The sequence below is a fragment of the Neobacillus sp. NPDC093127 genome, assembly GCF_044754175.1.
In the GTDB taxonomy this organism is placed as follows: domain Bacteria; phylum Bacillota; class Bacilli; order Bacillales; family Cytobacillaceae; genus Neobacillus.
In genome coordinates this window covers 176085-198072 of the sequence record NZ_JBIVOP010000001.1, presented here as the reverse complement: position 1 = coordinate 198072, position 21988 = coordinate 176085, and the positions used below count along the sequence as shown (strand labels likewise).

Genomic DNA, 21988 nt, shown 5'->3' with positions numbered 1-21988 from the left:
CTCTTATGATTGGCACGAATCTTGCGTGTAGGTAGTTATATGAATTAAAGGAGGGAACTTTATGAAAAACAAAAAACGATGGTGGAATGTTTTTGTTGTTTTAAGTATTGTACTGGCGTTAACAGCCTGCAGCGGAGATAAACAATCCGCAACTACACCAAAGAGTGGTGGAAAAACGCTTAACCTGCTTACATGGGAGGGGTATGCCGATCCGCTATTTGTGAAGGGATTTGAAGAAAAATATGGGGTAAAAGTTACCGCAACCTATTTCGGGTCTAGCGATGAGCTTGTCTCCAAATTAAAAGGCGGTGGCGGTAACGTATACGATGTCATTTCTCCATCCTCCGATGTTGCCGGTTATCTTGTAAACGAGGGTCTAGTCTCACCCATCAATTTAGATCACGTCCCAAACTATCAAAACTTAGCTTCTAAACTCGTCGATATGAACGATGTCAAAAAGGATGGAAAAATATACGGCATTCCGTTTACTTGGGGACCTGATTCGTTAATTTATGATGCAGATGCCATAAAGGATCCGCCGGATAGCTGGAATATTTTTTGGGATCCAAAATATAAAGGCAAAGTTACTTTGTGGGATGATATTTCGAATATTTATCTCATCGGCCAAATGAATGGGCTAGATAAGAATGATCCATCGGCTGTTTACAATATGACGGATCAACAACTGCAGGATGCAAAGAAAAAATTAATTGAATTAAAGCCGCAGATTCGTAAATATTGGGCGACAGGCGGTGAGCTTAACGATCTCTTTTCAAATAAAGAAGTTGTCTTAGCTGTCGGTTGGCCGCTTACTCCGACAACAGTCAATGCTTCAGGAAGACACTTAAAGGAAGTGATTCCAAAAGAGGGCATTACTGGGTGGATTGACAGATTGATGATTGTTAAATCTTCACCGAATAAGGAGCTCGCAGAAAAGTATATCAATTATGTAACGGATGCCCAAACACAAAAGTTGGTTAGCGATGCAACAGGATATGGGGTTGCAAATAAAGATGCGGCAAAATACATGTCGAAAGAGCAAGCAGAGGCCATTCATATTGATGATATGGAGAATTATATGAAGAAAATTAATTTTTGGCAAATTGTGAAAGACCGCAACAAGTACAATGAGATTTGGAATGAAGTCAAAGCACAGTAAAGACAAAATACAATCTAATTTTTTGATAGTCAGACCGCTAGTTTCAGCTCACTGAAGGGAGTTGCGTTATGTCCGTTAACCTATCAACACAGGTTGGTCAGACAACCGTTCGCCAAAAAAAGAAACGCCTGCGACTTAACCCAAGGTTATTGTTGTTGCTTATACCACCTTTAATCTGGTTGTCTGTATTTTTATTTGCTCCCTATTTCACCCTTTTTTTGAACAGTTTTTGGAAGGTGGATTTTGGCACCATTGTTCATGACTTTACCTGGGACAATTATAAAAAATTTTTTACTAATGAATTGTACTACGGGACACTCTTGAAAACGTTAAAAATAGCTTCATTCGTCACCATCTTTAGTGTTTTGCTCAGTTTTCCTCTGGCCTACTTCATTTGCTTTAAGGTCAAGAAAAATAAACAGCTCATGTATACACTGGTGATTATTCCTCTTTGGGTCAGTTATTTAGTAAGGGCCTATGCATGGAAAATTGTCCTTGGCCAAGATGGAATTTTAAACAATGTGTTAATTAGCATAGGTATTATACACAAACCACTTGAAATCTTTTTATACAGCCCATATGCCGTTGTCCTTGCGTTAACACACATTTATACCCCGTGGGTGCTCATGTCTATTTATACTTCGTTAGAGCATATTCCCAGGAACTTGCAAGAGGCATCAAAGGACTTGGGGGCTGGCAGGTTTCAAACATTTTTTAAAATAATTTTGCCGCTAAGCTTGCCAGGCGTAATTGCTGGAGCAACATTTGCTTTCGTGTTGACGATGGGAGATTTTCTGGCGCCACAATTGTTAGGCGGAACAAGCAGCATGATGATCTCAAATGTCGTATATAGTCTTTTCGGGGTTGCCAACAACTGGCCGCTGGGTTCAACCATTGGAATCGTGACTCTTTTCTTAGTTCTCCTGATTCTAGAGGTTACCCATCGATTGGAAAAAAGGACTTCTAGTTTTGAAAATGGCAAAGAAAATAAGGGGGTGTAATTATGGGGAAGACATCACGTTTCGATTGGATTTCTTCAAGTCTTAGAGCTTCCTCTGCGCTCATCTTTCTGTTTATTTATCTGCCGATGATAGTTGTGGTGGTTTATTCTTTTAACGGCAATGCTGTAAATACTTTTCCTATACAAACCTGGTCCACAAAATGGTACGGTGTCATGCTGCAAGATAGCGCTCTGTTGGCGTCATTAAAAAACAGTGTTTTAGTAGCTGTCCTAGGTACCATTATTGGGTTATTTCTTGGTATTCCTGCCGCCTTTGTGGTTGATCGTTTCCGTTTTCCAGGAAAAATCATCTTTGAGCGGATTGTCCTTTTGCCGATGATTTTACCTGGAATTATCACAGGTGTGGCGATGATGAGTGTCTTTATAATGATGCGGCTTGAATTGTCGTTAACAACGATTTTCATCGGTCATGGTACCTTCCTTATCGCAGTGGTGATGACGCAGGTGTATGCTCGGCTCAAGAGATTAGACCAGGCTATCGAGGAAGCATCAATGGATTTAGGGGCTACAAGGATGAAGACGTTTTTCTATGTTACACTGCCTAACATCAAAACAGCGGTGATTGGAGCAACTTTACTATCATTTACCCTATCGTTTGATGAAATCGCTGTTAGTTATTTCTTGACAGGAAGGGACTTGACCCTGCCTGTCCAGATATGGGCCATGCTTCGCAGAGGAATTACACCCGAAGTGAATGCAATTTCGACGCTCATCTTCCTTTTTTCAGTGGCTATGATTGTTATTGTTACGATATTGAATCGAGAAGTTGAAAAGTAGGAAGGAGTATGGAGATTGGATTATATTGTGAAAATTCAACGAGTGGAAAAGGGGTTCGGAAAAGAGCTTGTTGTCAAAGGGATCAATCTTGACATCAACCGGGGAGAATTTCTAACCTTGCTTGGTCCAAGCGGATGCGGAAAAACAACAACCCTTCGAATGATTGCCGGGTTTGAGGAACCGGATGCCGGAGAGATTTGGATAGATGGGAAACCTGTCTCTGGTACTCCTCCCTATAAACGGGACGTAAATACCGTCTTTCAAAATTATGCTTTATTTCCGCATATGACCATCAATGAAAATATTGCTTATGGATTAAAAATGAAAGGTGTTCCAAAGACGGAGCGAGCGGCCAGGGTAAAAGAAGCATTAAGACTCGTTCAACTTGAGTCCTTTGGGGATAGAAAACCGCGTCAGCTAAGCGGGGGTCAGCAGCAGCGTGTAGCTGTGGCACGGGCTTTAATCAATAATCCAAAGGTATTACTCCTTGATGAGCCTTTGGGCGCGCTTGATTTGAAGTTAAGAAAGCAAATGCAAATCGAACTGAAACATCTACAGCAGAAATTAGAAATTACCTTTATCTATGTAACGCATGATCAAGAAGAGGCACTTACCATTTCAGACCGCATTGCCGTCATGAATAAAGGGGTGATCGAACAGGTTGCAGCCCCAAAAGAAATCTATGAAAGTCCTTCTACCAAATTCGTTGCAGATTTCATTGGGGACACCAACTTGTTTGAGATTGAAGTGTCACCAACAATGGAAAATGTTGTTTTCCTCGATTTGTTAGGAACAAAGGTGGGCGGAAGGATTCGGGATCGGCACTCTCTAACCAAACGGAATTATTTGTCGGTTCGGCCAGAAAGGGTAAGGATTCTGGCCATCGGTGAAGAGGCTCCATACTTTCTAACAGGGACAGTAGAAGAACTCATTTATGTAGGTTCCTTTATTCGAACGGTGGTACAGCTGCCACAAGGACAGAGAATAGTAGCTATGTGGCAGAGCAAAGGAGATCAGACTTGCCAACCCGGTGATCAAGTGAGGGTCACATGGAAAGAGGAAGATGGGATAGTCGTCGGTCAGTAAGAAAAAGAAAGACCACTTGCCTAATTGATACTTACCACTCGGTTTCCAGCCTTTAAGTCTAGCTCGAAGCGCAGCAAGCGATAACTGCTGGGATATCAGGTTTAAAAAGAAATTTTGGGTTTTTTAAAAAATACTTGAACTATTCAGAAAACTATTATAAAATGAAAATCAACTTCATCCGATCCGCTTAAACAGCTGAAGGCTAGTGAAGTATAGATTGAAACATTCATCATATTGACTGATAAGTTTCCACTCCCGGCCTTAGCAGGTTGGTTTAAATGGAGCGCAAGCCAGTCCAAAACACATTTTTGTGTATTTGGGCTGGCTTTTTATGTTTTTGTATACAAATTTTTAATAAGTGGAGGAGGCAGTATGGGAGGAGCGTTAGAAGGTGTAAAAGTACTAGATTTAACAAGGGTGCTGGCTGGTCCTCATTGTACGATGATTTTAGCAGACCTCGGCGCAGATGTCATTAAAGTAGAAGGCCCTGGGGGCAGCGATGAGACGAGAAGCTGGGGGCCTCCGTTTCAAAATGATGTTAGTGCCTATTATTTATGTGCCAATCGTAATAAGCGGAGCATCACTGTCAATCTGAAAACGGAAGAAGGAAGGGAAATTATTCGGACATTGGCTAAAGAGGCGGATGTTCTCATTCACAATTTTAAGACGGGATCAATGGAAAAATGGCTGCTAGACTATGATTCTTTGAAAAAAATTAACCCGCAGCTCGTATATTGTTCCATCACAGGATTTGGGGAAACAGGACCGTTCCAGCATTTACCAGGCTATGACTATATTATCCAAGGTATGAGCGGACTGATGAGCATAACTGGGAGTGAAGAGAGTGGGCCTATAAAAATAGGCGTGGCAATGGTTGATCTTTTGACAGGTCTGTATTCTGCTATTTCGATTGAAGCGGCGTTGTATGAAAGGGAAAAGTCCGGTCAGGGTCAAAAAATTGACATGTCACTTATGGATACAGCCGTTAGCTCGCTTGCGAATGTAGCTAGTAATTATCTCATTTCAGGAAATGTTCCACGGAGAATTGGAAATGATCACCCTAACATCGTTCCTTATTCAACATTTAAAGCACTAGATGGTGAAATCATAATCGCAGTGGGGAATAACCGGCAGTTTGTCTCATTATGTGAAGTGGTGGGATATAGGGAGCTAGCGGAGGATGAAAAATTTCGTACAAATGAAGCTAGAGTTAAAAATAAAGAAGAACTGACAAGAATTTTGGGGAATCTGTTGCAAGTGAAATCTGCTGATGAGTGGATGGAGCTATTTTTGGAAAAAAACATCCCATGTGGTCCGATTCATTCCATGGATCAAGTGTTTGAACATCCGCAGGTTACCGCTCGTGATATGGTCGTTCAAGTCAATCACCCGGAAGCAGGGTTAGTAAAACTTGTCGGTTCACCTATTAAACTATCAAGAACAAAGGTGAAAATGGAACGACACCCTCCGATGGCAGGGGAACATAACAGTGAGGTTCTTCAACAAGCTGGGTTCTCTTTAGAGGAGATAACACAATTAAAAGTAAATAATATCATTTAAAAAACCAGGAGGTATTAGCTATGAATTTTGATTTCACAGAAGAGCAAGAGATGTTAAGAAAAATGGTGAGAAGTTTTGTCGATAAGGAAATCATCCCCAATATGAAGGATTGGGATAAACAGGGACATTTTGACCCTATTATTTGGAAGCGTTTAAGTGAATTAGATCTGATGGGGGTTTGTATCCCTGAACAATATGGCGGGAGCGGTATGGATTATAACTCCCTTGCCATTGTTTGTGAAGAACTGGAAAGAGGCGACACAGCCTTTCGTACGGCAGTATCCGTTCATATCGGGTTAAACAGCCTAACTCTATTGCAATGGGGAACTGAGGAACAAAAGCAAAAATATCTCGTTCCACAGGCCAAAGGTGAAAAAATTGCTGCTTTTGGATTAACAGAACCAGGGGCTGGTTCAGACGTGGCATCCCTCTCGACAACGGCCATTAGGGACGGTGATGATTATATTCTAAATGGGTCAAAAACATGGATATCCTTATGTGACATTGCCGATTATTTTATCGTATTTGCCTATACAGATAAAGACAAAAAACATCACGGGATTTCCGCATTTATTGTGGAGCGCACCATGCTTGGCTTTTCTTCTAAAGCAATAAAAGGGAAATTAGGAATCCGATCTGGAAATACAGGTGAATTGTTCTTTGACCAGGTAAGAGTTCCAAAGGAAAATTTACTTGGCAAAGAGGGGGAAGGATTCAAAATTGCTATGGCCGCACTTGATAATGGCCGCTTTACGGTTGCCGCTGGGGCTGTTGGTCTGATTATGGCAAGCTTAGAGGAAAGTGTAAACTATTGTCATGAACGAAAAACATTTGGTAAAGAAATTGGAAAACACCAGCTGGTTCAGCAAATGATTGCCAACATGGAGGCGGGATTGCAAATGAGCCGTTTATTGGTTTATCGTGCGGGCGAGCTTAAAAATAACGGGAAGCGGAATACAAGGGAAACCTCTCTTGCAAAATGGCAGGCATGTGATTTTGCAAATAAGGCGGCTGATGATGCCGTACAAATTCATGGGGCATACGGTTATTCAAGTGAATACCCTGTTGAACGATTCCTTAGAAATTCAAAAGCACCTGTTATTTACGAAGGAACAAGGGAAATCCATACGATTATGCAGGCAGAATATGTACTTGGTTACCGTGCAGATAAAGTCTTAAACAACATGCTGCCAGCATGGCCATTTGAAAAGGAAACCGTAAATAACAGTTAAATGTAGGGCTCCTTGATTGGAGCCCTTATTTCGAAACGATGATTCATTTAGTAAGTGATTCATATTGTTTATATAAGTCTTTTAGGGCAGCAATCAGGGCATTATTTGCCTTTCCTAAATAGCCTGTTTTTAACTGATCAAGAGGAAGTTCGATTCCATTCCGTAAGCTATGACCTTTTAGAAGCCTGTTGATAAAATCCCTGCCATGTTCAGTAGCCAAGGTACAAGACGCATCCACAATTACACCATAATGTTTATCGATTTCTGCAGTAATGGTTAAGGTTTCGAAAACATTTTTGGCAGCCATCCCTGTTGGCAGCTTGGCATGTCCGGCGATAAAAATTGTATTCAATCATCCCACTCCTAAATAGCATTTATTTTTAGAGTAATATAAAAAAAGTAAAATAGGTAGACATAAATGAAAATGATCAATTAATTAAAGCTTTTGATAGAGTCATTAATGGAAGGGAGAAACCGAAAAATGACATTAACCACTTTGAACTTTATTAATGGAGAATGGGTTTCTGCACAAAATGGTGGTTTCATAAGGAGTATTAACCCTAGTGATTTTAATGAGGTAGTTGGAACCATTGCTGATTCAACTATCGAGGATTTAGATGATGCAGTTCAGGCGGCAAAGAGAGCGGGAGTAAGCTGGATGAAATTATCAGCAGTTGACCGAGGAAACTTTCTCCATAAAGCGGCTGATATATTGGAAAACAATGTGGATGAAATTGCGGAAATTGCTACAAGAGAAATGGGGAAAGTTTTACACGAAATGAAAGGGGAAGTAAAGAGGGGAGTTGCCATTTTAAGGTACTTTGCGCAGGAAGGAATGCGGCAAACCGGTGAAGTATTGCCATCTGCTCAAAGTAATAATTTCTTATATACAAAAAGGGTACCGATTGGAGTTGTTGGGATCATTACGCCTTGGAATTTTCCAGTCGCGATCCCACTATGGAAAATAGCCCCAGCTCTGATTTATGGAAATACGGTAGTATTCAAGTCAGCATCAGAAACAGGAATAACTGCCGCAAAATTGGTTGAAGTTTTCAAAAAGGCAGGCATACCGGCAGGTGTCATAAATTTTATAAACGGAAAAGGATCCGTTATTGGACAAGGAATGGTAGAGCATAACGATATTCAGGCCATTTCTTTTACTGGTTCGAATGAAGTTGGTAAACAGATTGCTGTCGGTATGGCAGCCCGCGGAGCAAAATACCAGCTGGAAATGGGTGGGAAAAACCCTGTCATTGTTCTAGAAGATGCTGATTTGGATCTTGCTGCGAATCTTACGGTGTCAGGAGCTATGAAACAAACAGGGCAAAGATGTACAGCTACCAGTAAAGCATTTGTTCATAGCTCTGTTTATGACAGGTTTAAAGAGCGAGTAATAGAAAAAGTTCAATCATTGAAGGTAGGACCTGGTCTTTTCAATAAAATTGACATGGGTCCATTAGCATCTAAAAATCAACTTGATTCAGTCGTTGACTATATTGATAAAGGATTAACAGAAGGAGCTACCCTTTTGGCAGGGGGAAGGATTCCTGTGGAAAGTGAATATACAAATGGCTTTTTCATTGAACCTACTGTTTTTGGGAATGTAACCAATAACATGGTTATTGCAAAAGAGGAAATCTTTGGTCCGGTTTTATGTTTGATAAAGGTGGAAAGCTTTAATGAAGCCATCGAGCTTGCAAATGATAATATGTTTGGGCTTAGTGCTTCACTGTTCACTAAAGATTTAGCAAAAGCGTTCATCTTTGCGGATCAAATTGAAGCAGGCCTTGTTCAAGTCAATGGTGAAACAGGCGGTGCGGAACCACAGGCGCCATTTGGCGGAATGAAGGCATCAAGTTCACATTCCAGGGAACAAGGGCAGGCGGCGAAGGAATTTTTTACAACGATAAAAACAATCACGATTACTCCTTGAATGAAAAAACGAAAATAATTAAAATATAGAAAAAACAAGGCTCTTACGTTGTGTATATGTACACATCCGTAAGAGCCTTGTTTGAATTTCATGTTAAAAGAATTCTTCAAAAAATGTATTTCGCAAGTAAAAAATTCATTCTATCTTTTTGTTGTGAGAATCTAAAGATTTCCTATAGATAAATATTTAGTTTCCAAGTAGGGTTCAATCCCTTCGAGCCCGCCTTCGCGGCCAATTCCACTTTCCTTCATGCCGCCGAATGGAATGTGAGCTCCGGATGGTGCCCCGTCATTCCAGCCGATAATGCCAAAGTCCAGATTTTCACTTAAATATGTTCCGGTTTTATAGTTATTGGTAAAGAAATAGGCAGCTAAACCATATGGAGTACTATTGGCAATCTCTACTGCTTCCTCTAAATGTTTAAAGGTAATAATCGGAGCGACCGGACCAAACGTTTCTTCCTTCATAATGTTCATATCAAGCGTAACATTTGATAAGACAGTAGGGGAGACGAAGAAGTAACCTTGCTCCTTATCGGCGTTGAATTGATTTCCAGCTAGGACCATTGCCCCTTTTTCAATCGCATCATTTATTTGGTCGACGATTTTGTTGAAGCCCTTTTCGTTAATAATAGGTCCTACCTGTGTATCTTTATCAAGTCCATTGCCAACTTTTAATTTTTTTGTGGCTTCTGCTAATTTGGTAGAGAAAGCCTCAGCAAACGTTTCATGGACAATGATCCGGTTTGCACACACGCATGTTTGTCCCGCATTCCGAAACTTAGTGAGGAGCGTTTGCTGGACAGCAAAATCCAGGTCCGCATCTTCGGCAACGATAAGAGGAGCGTGCCCGCCTAATTCCATCGTTACATGTTTCACCGTATTAGCGCTGTTTTTGATTAATTGCTTTCCGACAGGAGTAGACCCAGTAAACGTAATTTTGCGAACATATTCACTGCTTGTAAAAAGGTCGCCGACCATCGAGCCAGAACCATTTACGTATTGGATGACATTAGTAGGAATTCCAGCTTCGTGGGCAAGTTCAATTAATCTGATCGTTGTTAAAGGTGTTTCGACTGCCGGTTTTACAATAAATGGGCATCCAGCCGCCAAAGCAGGTGCTGCTTTTCTTGTCATCATCGCCGCCGGGAAATTCCACGGCGTAATCGCAGCCACTAAACCAATCGGCTGTTTGGTAACAGCGATTCTTTTTGTTTCAGAAGACGCAGGGACTGTTCTTCCGTAAATGCGTTTTGCCTCTTCTGCATACCAATCAATGTAGCTTGTGGCATAATCTACTTCACCGAGTGATTCACTCAACGGCTTGCCATTTTCCAATGTCATGATTTCAGCGATTTCTGCTTTATGGTCTTGAATGATTTGTGACCAGTTTCTTAATAATCGGGAACGTTCATGGGCATTCACCTTTGCCCATTTTTTAAAGTTGTCATGCCCGGCTTTTAGTGCTTGCTTGATTTCTTCTTTTGTATTAATGCGGATTTCTTTAATAACTTGACCTGTTGCCGGATTCTTCACTTGTAATAGATCTGCCATTATATACACCACCCAATGTTTTTATGAAGATAACCCGATCCTTCCAATACCGGACCGGGTGTCTCTAATTCTTATTCAAAAGCCTTTTCCAAAATCGCTAATCCTTTTGCTAATTCTTCATCTGTAATTACTAATGGGGCTAAGAAACGAATTACATTGCTCTTTATTCCGGCTGAAAGGAGTAATAGTCCATTTTCGTTTGCATAATTGATAATCTGTGATGTTTTCGTCTTGTTTGGTTTTTTGCTGGAACGGTCTTCCACTATCTCACAAGCAACCATCGCACCCAAACGGCGAATATCACCTATAAAGTCATGTTTTGTGCTGAGGTCTTGTAATTTCGCTTCAATTTTTTGCCCAAGGATTTCAGCTTTCCCCACTAAGTTTTCTTCGTCCACAATATCAATTACGGCTAAAGCTGCAGCACAGGCGACAGGACTTCCTGAATAAGTACCGCCAAGCTCACCGGGATCCGCAACATTTAGGATTTCTGTTTTTCCAACAACCCCACTTAACGGCAGACCAGCCGCCAACGATTTTGAAACCGTGATTAAATCAGGAATTACATCAAAATGTTCGATGGCAAATAATTTGCCAGTACGGCCAAATCCAGTTTGAATTTCATCGGCTACAAACACAATTCCATTGTCCTTACAGAAACGGCTCACACCTTGTATAAACTTTTTCGGTGGAATAATAAAACCGCCTTCGCCTTGAACAGGCTCCATGACTACACAAGCAACCATTTCCGGAGCAACTGTTGAGATAAAGAAATCTTCAAAGTCTGAAATGACCTGATCCACATAATCTTCTTCTGTCATCCCGGCTGGTTTATGGTACATGTACGGAAATGGTGCTTGGTAGATTTCCGGAGCAAAGGGACCAAACCCAAATTTATACGGCTTTACCTTGCTTGTCATGCCCATTGTTAAGTTAGTTCGTCCATGGTAGCCGCGGACAAACGAAACAACTGCGGGTCTTTTCGTGTAACGGCGGGAAATTTTAATCGCATTTTCCACTGCTTCTGCACCTGAGTTAAAGAAAATCGCTTGTTTGTCAAAATCCCCAGGAGTGATTTGGCATAACTTTTCAGCAAGATTAATATAACTTTCATACATGATAACATTGAATCCAGGATGTAAAAACTTATCTACTTGGTTCTTGACTGCTTCGGTTACCTTTGGATGACTGTGGCCTACATTTAACGTCCCAATTGCCCCTGCAAAGTCAATCCATTCATTGTTATCAATATCTGTTACGGTTGCCCCGGAGGCATGCTGGGCAAAGTTTAAATTACCGTTGCTTACACCCTTTGGGACATATTTTTTTCTTTTTTCTTGTAATTTTGCTGTTTGTGAATAAGAAACTGGCATCCTGATCGCCCCTTCATTTACTTTCTGAATTATAAGAAAAGTATCACAAGAATCTGGTATAATGAAAAGTACCAAAATTGAAAAAAATAGGTACCAGATGGGGAGTAATAGAATGTTCATACTCATCGATAAACAGAGTGGTTCGAATTATATTTACCAACAAATATACGAAGGGATCAAAGAAAATATTTTAACAGGAAAGCTAAAATCAAATGAAAAGCTTCCTTCAAAAAGGTCATTAGCCAAACAATTAAATGTCAGTATTAATTCCGTCAGCTTTGGCTATGAACAGCTGCTTGCTGAGGGGTATATCTATACGATTGAACGAAGCGGATACTTTGTTGAAAATATTACTGAGTTTATTGAACAAGAGAAACATTGGAAACAAAAGCTGCCAAGTGAACTAAAGGAGGAACCTGTCGACAGAAATGGGTGGGTTTCACTGTCCCATATGGCATCAGATACTTCTTTATTTCCTTTTAAGGAATGGCTGAAGTGTCAAGAGAAAGCAATTAAATCGTATAAAAGAGAACTCTCGGAATTGTCTTATTCCCAAGGGCCGTATGTTGTAAGAGAGACGATTTGCCGCATGATTGCTTTGACCCGGGGAGTCAATTGTGAGCCGGAGCAAATCATCATGGGGGCAGGAACACAGTTATTGGTAGGTCAATTGATGGAAATGAAAAGCAAAGGAACAATTGTTGCAATCGAAAACCCGGGGTATGCCCGCTTTTACCAGCTCCTGAAAAAGATGAATTTAACTGTTCACCCTGTTTCATTGGATGATCAAGGTATTAAGATGACCGTGATTGAGTCTGTAAAGGCAAATGTGGTGTTTGTCACCCCGTCCCACCAATTCCCTACAGGTAAAATTATGCCAATCTCCCGACGAATCGAGCTGTTAAACTGGGCAGCTCAACGCGAAAACAGATACATTGTTGAAGATGACTATGATAGCGAATTTAAATATGGAACAGACAATATTCCATCCTTGCAAAGTTTAGACCGAAACCAAAGAGTCATCTACATGGGGACTTTTTCAAAAACAGTACTGCCAGGCCTGCGGATTAGTTATATGGTTTTGCCACCTGAGTTCTTAAGGGAATACAGGGAGCATTATTCAAACTTCATCCAATACAGTAACTCTCTTATGTTATTCACGTTGCAGTTTTTCATTGAAAGCGGTGAATATGCAAGACACGTAAAACGGATGAACCATCAGTATGATACACGAAGAAAATTGTTAATCACGGAGCTTCAACAGCGTTTTCGAGAGGAAATCGATATTGAAGATGTTTCGGCAGGCCTTCATTTTCTCGCCCATTTTCATACGGGGAAAGGGTATCAGGAAATAGAAGAGAGCGCCTTACGGTTAAAGCTTGAAATCTATTCGATGCGGCGGTTTATGTTAGAAAAGAGCGTTAATTACGAAAACAGGATTAGTTTAGTTTTAGGATTTGCTAATCTTAGGGAAGAAAATGTAGCTGGAGCTGTGGAGAGATTGTATGATGTTTTTCATTAAATGTTGCTATTGAAATGAGTAGGCTATGCCATGGATAAAGGACATTATGTGGTCCAAGGTAGTACTTATCTATTGCAAGCAAAGGGGTGGTTTCTTTGCTCACAAAACAAGCAAAAGAAACACCCCCTTGATATCTGCTCGTTTACAATCCAGATAAATGGGGATATAGCCACTTCAGTTTTCACAATCTAAATCCAGCATTTAAATCTGGTAATCCAATTACAATCTATGAGATTTTACATGTTTCTCAATAATATAATGCATTGAATTTACTAAAATAGCACGGGGGTTCAATATGATCCTAGAACAATTAATATTAGAAACGAATCAGATTGCTGAGCTTAAACATTTTTATAAATACGTTTTGGATTTACAAGTACCCGAGGAATCGTGGAATAGTTTTATAATAAAGGTTGGTTTTACCCAATTAATGTTTACGGAAACAAAACATAATAACGAACCATTCTACCATTTTGCTATTAATATCCCCTCAAATAAGTTAGAAAAGGCAAAAGCATGGATAACAGAACGTGGTGTCGAACTGAATATAGAAGATGATAAGGATGAGGTCTTTTTTCAAAGTTGGAATGCCAATTCAATCTATTTTGAGGATCCAGCGGGTAATATTGTCGAGCTGATTGCGCGTCATAATTTACCTAATGCCAGGGAAGGCAAATTTACTTCAGATGATATGTTGAATGTTAGTGAAATAGGTATTGCCAGAGAACAAGTCCTTCCATTAGTTAGGGTATTAAATGAAAAGGGAATCCCAAGCTGGAGAGAAGAGGATGAAGATTTTACTCCAGTTGGTAATGAAGAGGGCCTAATAATTGTAGTGAAAAGAGGCCGTCCCTGGTACTTTTCAAGTAAAAATGCGGAAATATATCCAGTAACTCTTTTCATCAAGGAAGTTGGGGAGTTACATCTTTAATAGATATAAGAAATGTATAGCCAAGGGATATGCCCCTTGGCTATACATTTCTTACAGGCGGTAACTATAAACACTCGATAATAGCCTTTGTAAAATTATTTTGTGAGTGATGCAATCTTTAGAAATCGCCGAAATTACCTTACTCTAGAAACATATATATTGCACAAGGTGTTTTAAATTTAATGTCATTCATAACAACGCTAATTTTCCAATCGAGATCTTATACAAGATTAACTCCAAAGTGCATAAATCCCTTGATATCCAAAATATATACCAAACACGATTAATGAAACACCAGAAACAATAGAGATAGCCATTAAACTCCTAAGATTTAGAAGTTTTCGAAATCCCGAAATAAGTGATGCAATAAATAAATCCCAAAAGATAAGCCCAAGAAAGATCATACTACTATACAACAAGATCATTTTAGTACCGTCCGTTTGGATTGTTTTAGCTAAGATCGAACCATAGATCCCCAACCAAAATAATATCGATAAAGGGTTTGTAATCGATAGGATAAACCCAGTGAGAAAGCACTTAAATAACGACTCCTTTTTTCTGCTGTAATTCAATGTAATGTTATTTGAATTTTTAATACTTTCTATTCCTGAATAAATGAGAACAAATCCCCCAAATAGCCAGAGAAAGATTTGGATCATAGGAATATCTAGAAATTGAACCATCCCTAAATAAACCAACAACATAAAAATTACATCCGCTATCAAGGCTCCTGTCCCAACAATCCACGAGTGCCAGAAGCCATTTTTAACGCCTTTATCCAAACGGGCAGAATTAACGGGTCCAATTGGAGCGGCTAATGTAAATCCTAAAATTAAGTAACTAATCAATATGCTTATGCTCAAAAAAGATCACTCCACGCCAATTGATTAACGAACTTGTACATTTTATGAGAAAAATTTAGACTCATGTCCAAAAAATTTTTTTCTTATAAAACGAGATTTATTCACTAGCACTTTTTAGATATAGAAATGCCAAATTGCTCCCAAAATCTAGCAACCTTTGGGTCGTGTCGGTTACCGCACCTTCTGGTGGGGAAAATGGCATCTGTCGATTGATTGTCCCTTGGATCGATACGGCTTCCAAAGGGATGCCTTGCCGTGTCCATCCCCTACCGGAGCCCCAAGAGAGGGGATGAATGTCGATCCTACTATTGCTGACCTGTTTATCAATTGGCTGGAAGGGTACGACGACGTAAAGCCTTGGTGCACGACGGTCAGTCTGGTCAATCCGCACGACATTCAGAGGTTTTCTAAGTATTCGAAACAGACAACGGGAGAGGACTCCCCGCCGCCAATTCCCCAGTTTCATGAGGGATTGCCGACTAATATCGAGCGGTGGCCCGATGCGTTGTTTTAGCAGAATAAACCAAGAGCGCAGGCGGCATGGTCCCTTATTTGCGATCTACTCTTTGGTGACATGCCGTACCGTGGTCCCGATTTTGAGGAGCTGTGGTATGAGTTACTCGATCTGTACTATCTCACAACAAAGTACGTCGACGAGCAGATTGGGCGGGTGCTGCGGGCATTGGAACAAAGTGACTACGCTAAAAACACCATCGTTATTTTCACGGCAGACCACGGTGAGTATGGTGGTGCAAACGGCCTGCGTGGCAAGGCGTTTGCAGTGTATGAGGGCCGCATCCATGTCCCTCTTTATGTAAAGGATCCTACAGGAAGGTTTTTACCGCCGGATCAAGCCGGCACGAGCCGTGATGGGCTTACCTCCCATGTCGATATTTTACCACTATTTTAAGCCATCATTAAAAAACGATACACATAGTGGTTTTGCCGTACAGGGTTTTTTACTGGTGCGTTTTTTTTCGTGTTCTAACTTTCATTGGCAACATTGCAAAGATATTTAACTGAAAATTCGAATGTATTTACATCACATATAATAAAGTTAATGTAGACGGGCGTAAAATGGTCTTCAACCGGAAAACAGTCCGAGAGATTTCGATATTGAAATTTAGTAATAGTATCATCCGTTTTTATGAAAAGGAGGGGTAAAATGCTGCATATTGTGGCATGTATCAAACAGGTGCCTGACACCAAAATTATCAAGATGAATCCAAAGACAAACACAATGGACCGGAGGACGGCGCCTGCAATCTTAAATCCGTATGATGCCCATGCGGTGGAAGAGGCGGTGCGCATCAAGAATAGATACGGAGGGATTGTATCCGTTGTCACGATGGGGCCGCCACCAGCGGTAACGGCGATTAAAAAATGTATTGAAATCGGTGCTGATGAGGGGTATTTGATTACCGACCGCAGATTTGCGGGAGCAGATACATTGGCAACGAGCTATGCCGTGACAAAGGCGATTGAAAAAATCTCAAAACAACAGCCTGTTGATTTGATTATTTGCGGAAAAATGTCCATCGATGGTGATACCGGGCAAGTCGGACCCGGAATTGCAAGGAGACTCGATATTCCACCGCTTACGTCTGTTAACAAAGTAATGGAAATCAATCAAGAAGAGGGATATGCCATCGTTCATCGCAAATTGGAGGACGGATATGAAGTCGTGCAATCCACATTGCCATGTTTATTTTCCGTTGAAAAAACAATCAATGAGGTTCCTTACTCTCCACTTCCAAATGTGATCAGAGCTGCCAGATATAAACCCCATGTCTGGTCAGTTGATGACTTGGAAGGAGTAGATATAAAACAGCTTGGTTTGAAGGGATCGCCAACGATTGTTTCCAAAGTATGGGCCCCGCAAAAACCGGCAGGGGGAACGCTGCTGGAAGGTAGTTCAATAGAACAAGTGGAGCAGTTGCTTTCTGTCCTGTTTGAAAAGAAAGAGCTGTTTGAGACAAAGGAGGAAATATAATTGGATTTCCGTGATTACAAAGGTGTTTGGGTGTTCATTGAACATAATGATGGGGCGGTTGCATCGGTTTCCCTCGAACTTTTGGGTGCCGGAAGAAAGTTGGCAGATAAACGGGGCGTGGAATTGGCGGGCATTTTAATCGGCGAGAATGTTAAACATTTAACAAAAACCGTTTTTGAATATGGGGCAGATACGGTGTATGTATACGATCAACCCATCTTCAAACATTACCGGACCGAAACATACATGAAGGCACTGTTGGAATGCTCGGAAAAATATAAACCGGAAATTATCCTCTATGGAGCCACCTCAACGGGAAAAGACCTGGCAAGCGCGGTGGCCACCGATCTGCCGACAGGTTTGACGGCGGATACAACGGAGCTGGATGTTGAGGAAGAAACAGGGTTGTTATTGGCGAGCCGTCCGGCTTTTGGTGGAAATATTATGGCAACGATATTATGTAAAAAATACCGACCGCAAATGGCGACAGTACGTGCAAAAGTCATGAAGGCACTGCCCCCCGAATCTGGTAGAACAGGCAATGTGGTTGAAGAAACGATTTCCCTGAAGGAAGAAGATATTCGGACAAAAGTCTTGGAAATTGTCAAGGCAACGGTTAAGAAAGTCAGAATCGACGAAGCGGACATCATTGTAGCCGGCGGTAAAGGTTTAGGAAGCTTTGAGGGATTTCAGTTAATTCACAAATTGGCGGAAACACTAGGAGGAGCAGTTGGTGCCAGCAGGGATGTGGTGGAAGCGGGTTGGATTGACCATCCCCATCAAGTAGGACAAACCGGTGTGACGGTAACGCCTAAAATTTACCTTGCGATTGGAATTTCCGGTGCGATTCAACATATAGTCGGAATGAAAAATTCCGGATTAATTATTGCCATTAATAAGGACAAAGAAGCCCCCATTTTTCAGGCCAGTCATTATGGAATAGTTGGTGATGCCTTTGAGATTGTTCCAATCCTAATCGAACAGTTTAAAAAGGCTTTATCCAGAGAGAAAATAGACAATACTAGTAAAAGTTGAAATAATATTCGCCAAACTCCGGTAAATTAAGAGTTTGGCGAGTTCGATGGGCTATTATTTTGTTTCAATCATCTTATATGGGAAAAAAGAAGCGTTTTAGGTAATAATAAATTATTTTGAATGCAACAAAAAGGATGAACCGGGGAAGAGGCAGAATACCTAATAAAGGAAAATAGCTTGGTTTGCTTTTTGTGATTTATCGATTAAGCCGAATGTATAAATCATGGAACAACTTCAAAAACAGTACCTTGGTTAAAATCAGTCACTTTCATTGAGCCATGAACCCCTAAATATAGTCTACTTTGATCCAGATTTGTTCCCAAACTAACATAATATGCTGACCCGGACCCAAAATTATAATCGGTTTCAATAATACTAAAATCATTTAGTTTACCATCTGTTCTTACCTTGGTATATGCTAAAACCCCTCTAACCGGAGGCCCGGATTCTTCATTCCGGGCAATATCGGTAAACACAACACTTCCCGTTAAAGCAGGGATTTCTTTCCCCATAAAGGCTTGCACTCCTGTAAGTGCAGTTCCCCCAAACTTATCGGGGCGGGGATCTGTATGAAAATAACTAGTTAGCGGCTGAAGACGTTTCACTGAAGTTGTTACTGCTTCATTGTAAAAAGCAATTGTTTTCGCATCCAAAGTCGAATTTTCAGAGCAGCCCTTTATAGTCGAAGTAGGAAAAGCACCTTCCCACCCTCGCCAGCCAAGGTTTATAAATCCTTTTTGTTTAGGTTCAGTGTTTCGTAAAGAAGCTTGGACAAGCTGCGTAACCGGTATTGGTTTATAATGAACGAATGAAAAGATGGTCTCAGCTAAATCCTGTCCGACATTGCCCACGTATTTGATATACTGATTATAAAACCTTTGATATGAAATGCCTGATATATTGCGGACCCCTTTGGCAATTACCGTAAGTGTATCTTGAATTGGTACGGGAAGTTCATTAAAACGTGTGACTACGGGTGGATTACCGATAAATGTATTCTTAACTAAGTCAATTTCTATTATTTTTCCGGCTATTTCCATATTATCCTGGCTTAAATTAAATGGATCATAGCCTGCTCCGCCATCTCCGGTTGTTAAAACAAGTTTTCCTGTTTCAGGTGAAAAGTTTAAGCTATTGACACCATTATGATTGAAAAATGGTCTTCTTAAGTTAAGTAATGTCCGTCGTTTTTGAGGCTGCCCATTCGATTGTAAAATCCATTCTTCAACTGTATCAATATGATTATATAGAGTTTCCCTATTTGTCCACCTTAAGTTTAAGGTTTTTGGATCACACGGGTCAGGCTTAAAATGTTTAGTCAGAGCACCCGGACCTTGTGTTCCAGCGACAGAATAATGAAGATAAAATAGACCGTTATAAGTAAATTGGGGATGAAACGCCAGCCCCAGCAATCCCCGTTCATCATATCCACCACGAGAAACTCCTGGTTCAGAAGTACCTAGTTTTATGATTTGCGGGCGTATATCTAAAAAAGTCCGTATGACTCCATTGTCTATGTAAAAGATCTCTCCTACCTGGGTTGCAATAAATAATTTTTCAATTGAGTCACCTGGAAGTATAGTTGTTTTCAAAACAGTGGGCAAATTGATCTTACTAACAATGGGCCGTAAACGAACCTTAACTTTTATCACCTAACTTTCCACTCCTTCTAATGGTTTTTTTTATAAGAATATGAGTAGAATGGTTCTATTAGTACCAAATTAGGCCGGGCTGATAAGGCATAATACATATTTAACCGCACGGTGAATTTCTCATCCGTGCGGTTTTTATGATTTAATGAGTTAATTTTCACTTTGGCTTGTGGAACTTTGATGTGGAACAAGATTTTTCGGGTGGCACTGCATTAGATCACTGCCTTTCGCAGTAAGCGGTAGGAACCAAGCAGGTAGAGCAGCGTGAAAGGGACAAGCCAATAGGCGATTTGTACAGCTGTACGACTGGTAAACCAACTAAAGATACTACTCCAAACTTCGTATTGGTTCATATAGAAGAACAATATACTTCCAATCAGAAGGAAGGCCAGCGAGGAAATAAACATTCCTTTGCCGCCAAAACGCCGTGCAAAACTCGATATTATAAAGCCTAGGAAGAACAAATTGAGAAGTAGAATCATGTAGAGAATAAATTGTTCCAAGAGCGTACCATCATTAACATATGGTAAGTGAAAAAAGTGGAGTCTAGTGCCCCAGCCATTTGTCTGTTTTTCCAAAAGCGCTAATAATAAAACCAAACTGGCAATGAGCGTGCTGTTGATTGTTCCAATTAATGTGGAGCCGATAAAATAATCGATTCTTCTGATTGACATTTCAATAGCAAAAGTAAATGGTTTCGCAACTACGGCAATCCCTGCTACAAAGGTGTAGATGAAAATAGAAGAAACACCACCAGTGTATATTCCTTTTTGACTAGTCACCAAGAAACTGATGATCAGATTAACGGCGAAACTTGAAAACAGAATAATCGCTGGAATATAAATCCATCCCCATTTATCTCGATAATGAAGTTTTAATACACCGGGAATTCTTTTCACTTCGCAATCGCTCCTTTTTGCTTAGATTTTCCATTTGTCAAATAGATGACAAGCTGCTGCAAGGATACAGGTGTGATCTCGAGTCCGATTGCCGCCGCCTGTTTTTGATCAGAGTCATTTTGGACGCGAATGACAGTGGCAGATAGCAATCCCCCAAACGGTTCACGATGCACGACTTCTTTTCCAATGAGGAACGCTTCTACCTTAGATGTTTGCCCCGTGACTGTGAAAGCCAAATCCCGTAATTCTTCAGCTTCTTGATCAATAATCAGTTTCCCGTTGTCAATGACTAAAATATGTTCAAGCAGGCTACTCACTTCATCAATCAAATGAGTAGACAGAATCACCGTTCGTGGATGTTCAGCGTAATCCTCCATCAGTCGATCGTAAAATATCCCTCTTGAAACGGCATCGAGTCCCAGGTATGGTTCATCAAAAATGGTTAGAGGAGCTCGACTGGCAAGCCCTATCACGATTCCCACTGCAGAAAGCATCCCTCGAGAAAGCTTCTTGATTCTTCGATTCAAAGGTAAATTAAAATCCTTAATAAGCGACAGCGAAAAATTGACATCCCAATTCGGAAATATAGATTTAGAAACTTCTAACACATCAAGGATATTGTAAAGATCAGGGTATTTCTGGCTCTCTTTAATAAAGCAAATTTGGCTAAGGACTTTCGCATTTTCATAAGGATTTTCCCCAAATACCTTCAAATCGCCACTCGTTGGAAAAATTTGTGCTGTAATCATCTTCATTAAAGTCGTTTTACCTGCACCGTTTCTGCCAAGAAGACCATAGATTTTATCTGCTTGAACGGAGAAACTAGTGTTGTGAACAGCTTTAAATGTTCCGTACGATTTATCCAGCTGTTTTACTTCAATCACGTTTTTCATCGTTTTTTATCTCCTCTCTGAATCATATCAGTCAACTGTTCTGCTGTAATACCAAGCCTTTCTGCTTCACGAATCATCGTGACCACATACTGTTCGAAAAATTGTTCCTTCCGTTTTTCAATTACCAATGAACGTGCCCCTTCGGCAACAAACATCCCAATCCCCCGCTTTTTGTATAAAATGCCTTCATCCACCAACAAATTGACGCCCTTTGCAGCAGTTGCAGGATTAATTTTGTAAAATACGGCGAACTGATTCGTTGAGGGAACTTGTGTTTCTTCTGGAAGCCCACCTTCAATAATGTCATCTTCAATCCGTTCTGCGATTTGGACAAAAATAGGCCGGCCATCGTCTATTAAGTTTTTCACTCCATCACCACCACATCGGTTAGTTACTTATGTAATTAACCATATAACGTATAAAGAGGTATGTCAATAACTAAAATAGAGAAATGTAAAAAATAGGTGTTTTTCTGCCTTCAATCGAGTGTATGGAAATAAGGAAGG

21 protein-coding genes are annotated in these 21988 nt (G+C 40.5%); 13 read left to right on the top strand and 8 right to left on the bottom strand.

All coding sequences use genetic code 11. The features are described 5' to 3' along the window. The first annotated feature begins 61 nt into the window (after positions 1–61). The 6 genes from ACIQCO_RS00885 (at position 62) to ACIQCO_RS00860 (ending at position 6835) form a co-directional block, all read left to right on the top strand. The gene (locus ACIQCO_RS00885) at positions 62–1159 is read left to right on the top strand and encodes an ABC transporter substrate-binding protein (protein ID WP_400424691.1); all 1098 of its coding nucleotides are present in this window, start codon (positions 62–64) and stop codon (positions 1157–1159) included. Positions 1160–1227: 68 nt separating this feature from the next. Then, complete coding sequence (locus tag ACIQCO_RS00880; protein ID WP_400424689.1) at positions 1228–2160, top strand: ABC transporter permease; 933 nt, start codon at positions 1228–1230, stop codon at positions 2158–2160. A gap of 2 nt (positions 2161–2162) precedes the next feature. Further along, on the top strand, positions 2163–2957 hold the full coding sequence (locus ACIQCO_RS00875; RefSeq protein WP_400424686.1) for an ABC transporter permease: 795 nt from the start codon (positions 2163–2165) through the stop codon (positions 2955–2957). 15 nt (positions 2958–2972) lie between these two features. Beyond that, on the top strand, positions 2973–4043 hold the full coding sequence (locus ACIQCO_RS00870) for an ABC transporter ATP-binding protein (RefSeq protein WP_400424683.1): 1071 nt from the start codon (positions 2973–2975) through the stop codon (positions 4041–4043). A 372-nt stretch (positions 4044–4415) separates the two neighbouring features. Further along, positions 4416–5603: a CaiB/BaiF CoA transferase family protein gene (locus ACIQCO_RS00865; RefSeq protein ID WP_400424681.1), complete on the top strand. Its 1188-nt coding sequence runs from the start codon at positions 4416–4418 to the stop codon at positions 5601–5603. 20 nt (positions 5604–5623) lie between these two features. Then, positions 5624–6835: an acyl-CoA dehydrogenase family protein gene (locus ACIQCO_RS00860; protein ID WP_400424665.1), complete on the top strand. Its 1212-nt coding sequence runs from the start codon at positions 5624–5626 to the stop codon at positions 6833–6835. A 43-nt stretch (positions 6836–6878) separates the two neighbouring features. On the opposite strand, the gene ACIQCO_RS00855 is transcribed toward ACIQCO_RS00860, so the two are convergent. Further along, positions 6879–7187, bottom strand: coding sequence for a DUF3870 domain-containing protein (locus tag ACIQCO_RS00855; protein ID WP_400424662.1), 309 nt, complete (start codon positions 7185–7187; stop codon positions 6879–6881). A gap of 129 nt (positions 7188–7316) precedes the next feature. Here ACIQCO_RS00855 and gucD point away from each other — a divergent pair, with 129 nt between their 5' ends. Beyond that, positions 7317–8768 (top strand): alpha-ketoglutaric semialdehyde dehydrogenase GucD, encoded by a 1452-nt coding sequence (gene gucD, locus ACIQCO_RS00850; RefSeq protein ID WP_400424659.1) that lies wholly within the window; start codon positions 7317–7319, stop codon positions 8766–8768. A 161-nt stretch (positions 8769–8929) separates the two neighbouring features. Here gucD and ACIQCO_RS00845 read toward each other — a convergent pair whose 3' ends face one another. Further along, entirely contained in the window at positions 8930–10321 is a 1392-nt protein-coding gene (locus ACIQCO_RS00845) for an NAD-dependent succinate-semialdehyde dehydrogenase (protein WP_400424658.1), read from the bottom strand. Positions 10322–10392: 71 nt separating this feature from the next. After that, positions 10393–11694 carry a 4-aminobutyrate--2-oxoglutarate transaminase gene (gene gabT, locus ACIQCO_RS00840; RefSeq protein WP_400424655.1) on the bottom strand — a complete coding sequence of 434 codons (1302 nt, stop codon included), beginning with the start codon at positions 11692–11694 and terminating at the stop codon, positions 10393–10395. A gap of 112 nt (positions 11695–11806) precedes the next feature. Here gabT and gabR point away from each other — a divergent pair, with 112 nt between their 5' ends. From gabR to ACIQCO_RS00825, 3 genes are all read left to right on the top strand, one after another. Next, entirely contained in the window at positions 11807–13216 is a 1410-nt protein-coding gene (gene gabR, locus ACIQCO_RS00835; RefSeq protein WP_400424652.1) for a MocR-like transcriptional regulator GabR, read from the top strand. Between the two features lie 134 nt (positions 13217–13350). Beyond that, positions 13351–13470 carry a DUF4865 family protein gene (locus ACIQCO_RS00830; RefSeq protein WP_400425888.1) on the top strand — a complete coding sequence of 40 codons (120 nt, stop codon included), beginning with the start codon at positions 13351–13353 and terminating at the stop codon, positions 13468–13470. 41 nt (positions 13471–13511) lie between these two features. Continuing rightward, the gene (locus ACIQCO_RS00825) at positions 13512–14147 is read left to right on the top strand and encodes a VOC family protein (RefSeq protein ID WP_400424649.1); all 636 of its coding nucleotides are present in this window, start codon (positions 13512–13514) and stop codon (positions 14145–14147) included. Between the two features lie 230 nt (positions 14148–14377). On the opposite strand, the gene ACIQCO_RS00820 is transcribed toward ACIQCO_RS00825, so the two are convergent. After that, the gene (locus ACIQCO_RS00820) at positions 14378–15010 is read right to left on the bottom strand and encodes a LysE family transporter (protein ID WP_400424647.1); all 633 of its coding nucleotides are present in this window, start codon (positions 15008–15010) and stop codon (positions 14378–14380) included. A 574-nt stretch (positions 15011–15584) separates the two neighbouring features. Here ACIQCO_RS00820 and ACIQCO_RS00815 point away from each other — a divergent pair. From ACIQCO_RS00815 to ACIQCO_RS00805, 3 genes are all read left to right on the top strand, one after another. Continuing rightward, entirely contained in the window at positions 15585–15920 is a 336-nt protein-coding gene (locus ACIQCO_RS00815; protein ID WP_400424644.1) for a sulfatase-like hydrolase/transferase, read from the top strand. A gap of 255 nt (positions 15921–16175) precedes the next feature. Further along, positions 16176–17003: an electron transfer flavoprotein subunit beta/FixA family protein gene (locus ACIQCO_RS00810; RefSeq protein ID WP_400424641.1), complete on the top strand. Its 828-nt coding sequence runs from the start codon at positions 16176–16178 to the stop codon at positions 17001–17003. Continuing rightward, complete coding sequence (locus tag ACIQCO_RS00805) at positions 17004–18038, top strand: electron transfer flavoprotein subunit alpha/FixB family protein (protein ID WP_400424639.1); 1035 nt, start codon at positions 17004–17006, stop codon at positions 18036–18038. A 221-nt stretch (positions 18039–18259) separates the two neighbouring features. Here ACIQCO_RS00805 and ACIQCO_RS00800 read toward each other — a convergent pair whose 3' ends face one another. From ACIQCO_RS00800 to ACIQCO_RS00785, 4 genes are all read right to left on the bottom strand, one after another. Continuing rightward, complete coding sequence (locus ACIQCO_RS00800) at positions 18260–19690, bottom strand: PQQ-dependent sugar dehydrogenase (RefSeq protein ID WP_400424637.1); 1431 nt, start codon at positions 19688–19690, stop codon at positions 18260–18262. Positions 19691–19902: 212 nt separating this feature from the next. Beyond that, complete coding sequence (locus tag ACIQCO_RS00795) at positions 19903–20589, bottom strand: hypothetical protein (RefSeq protein ID WP_400424634.1); 687 nt, start codon at positions 20587–20589, stop codon at positions 19903–19905. Beyond that, complete coding sequence (locus tag ACIQCO_RS00790) at positions 20586–21482, bottom strand: ABC transporter ATP-binding protein (protein WP_400424631.1); 897 nt, start codon at positions 21480–21482, stop codon at positions 20586–20588. Before ACIQCO_RS00790 ends, ACIQCO_RS00795 begins: the two co-directional genes overlap by 4 nt. Next, entirely contained in the window at positions 21479–21850 is a 372-nt protein-coding gene (locus ACIQCO_RS00785; protein WP_400424628.1) for a GntR family transcriptional regulator, read from the bottom strand. The genes ACIQCO_RS00790 and ACIQCO_RS00785 overlap by 4 nt, the downstream gene beginning before the upstream one ends. Between the last annotated feature and the right edge of the window lie 138 nt (positions 21851–21988).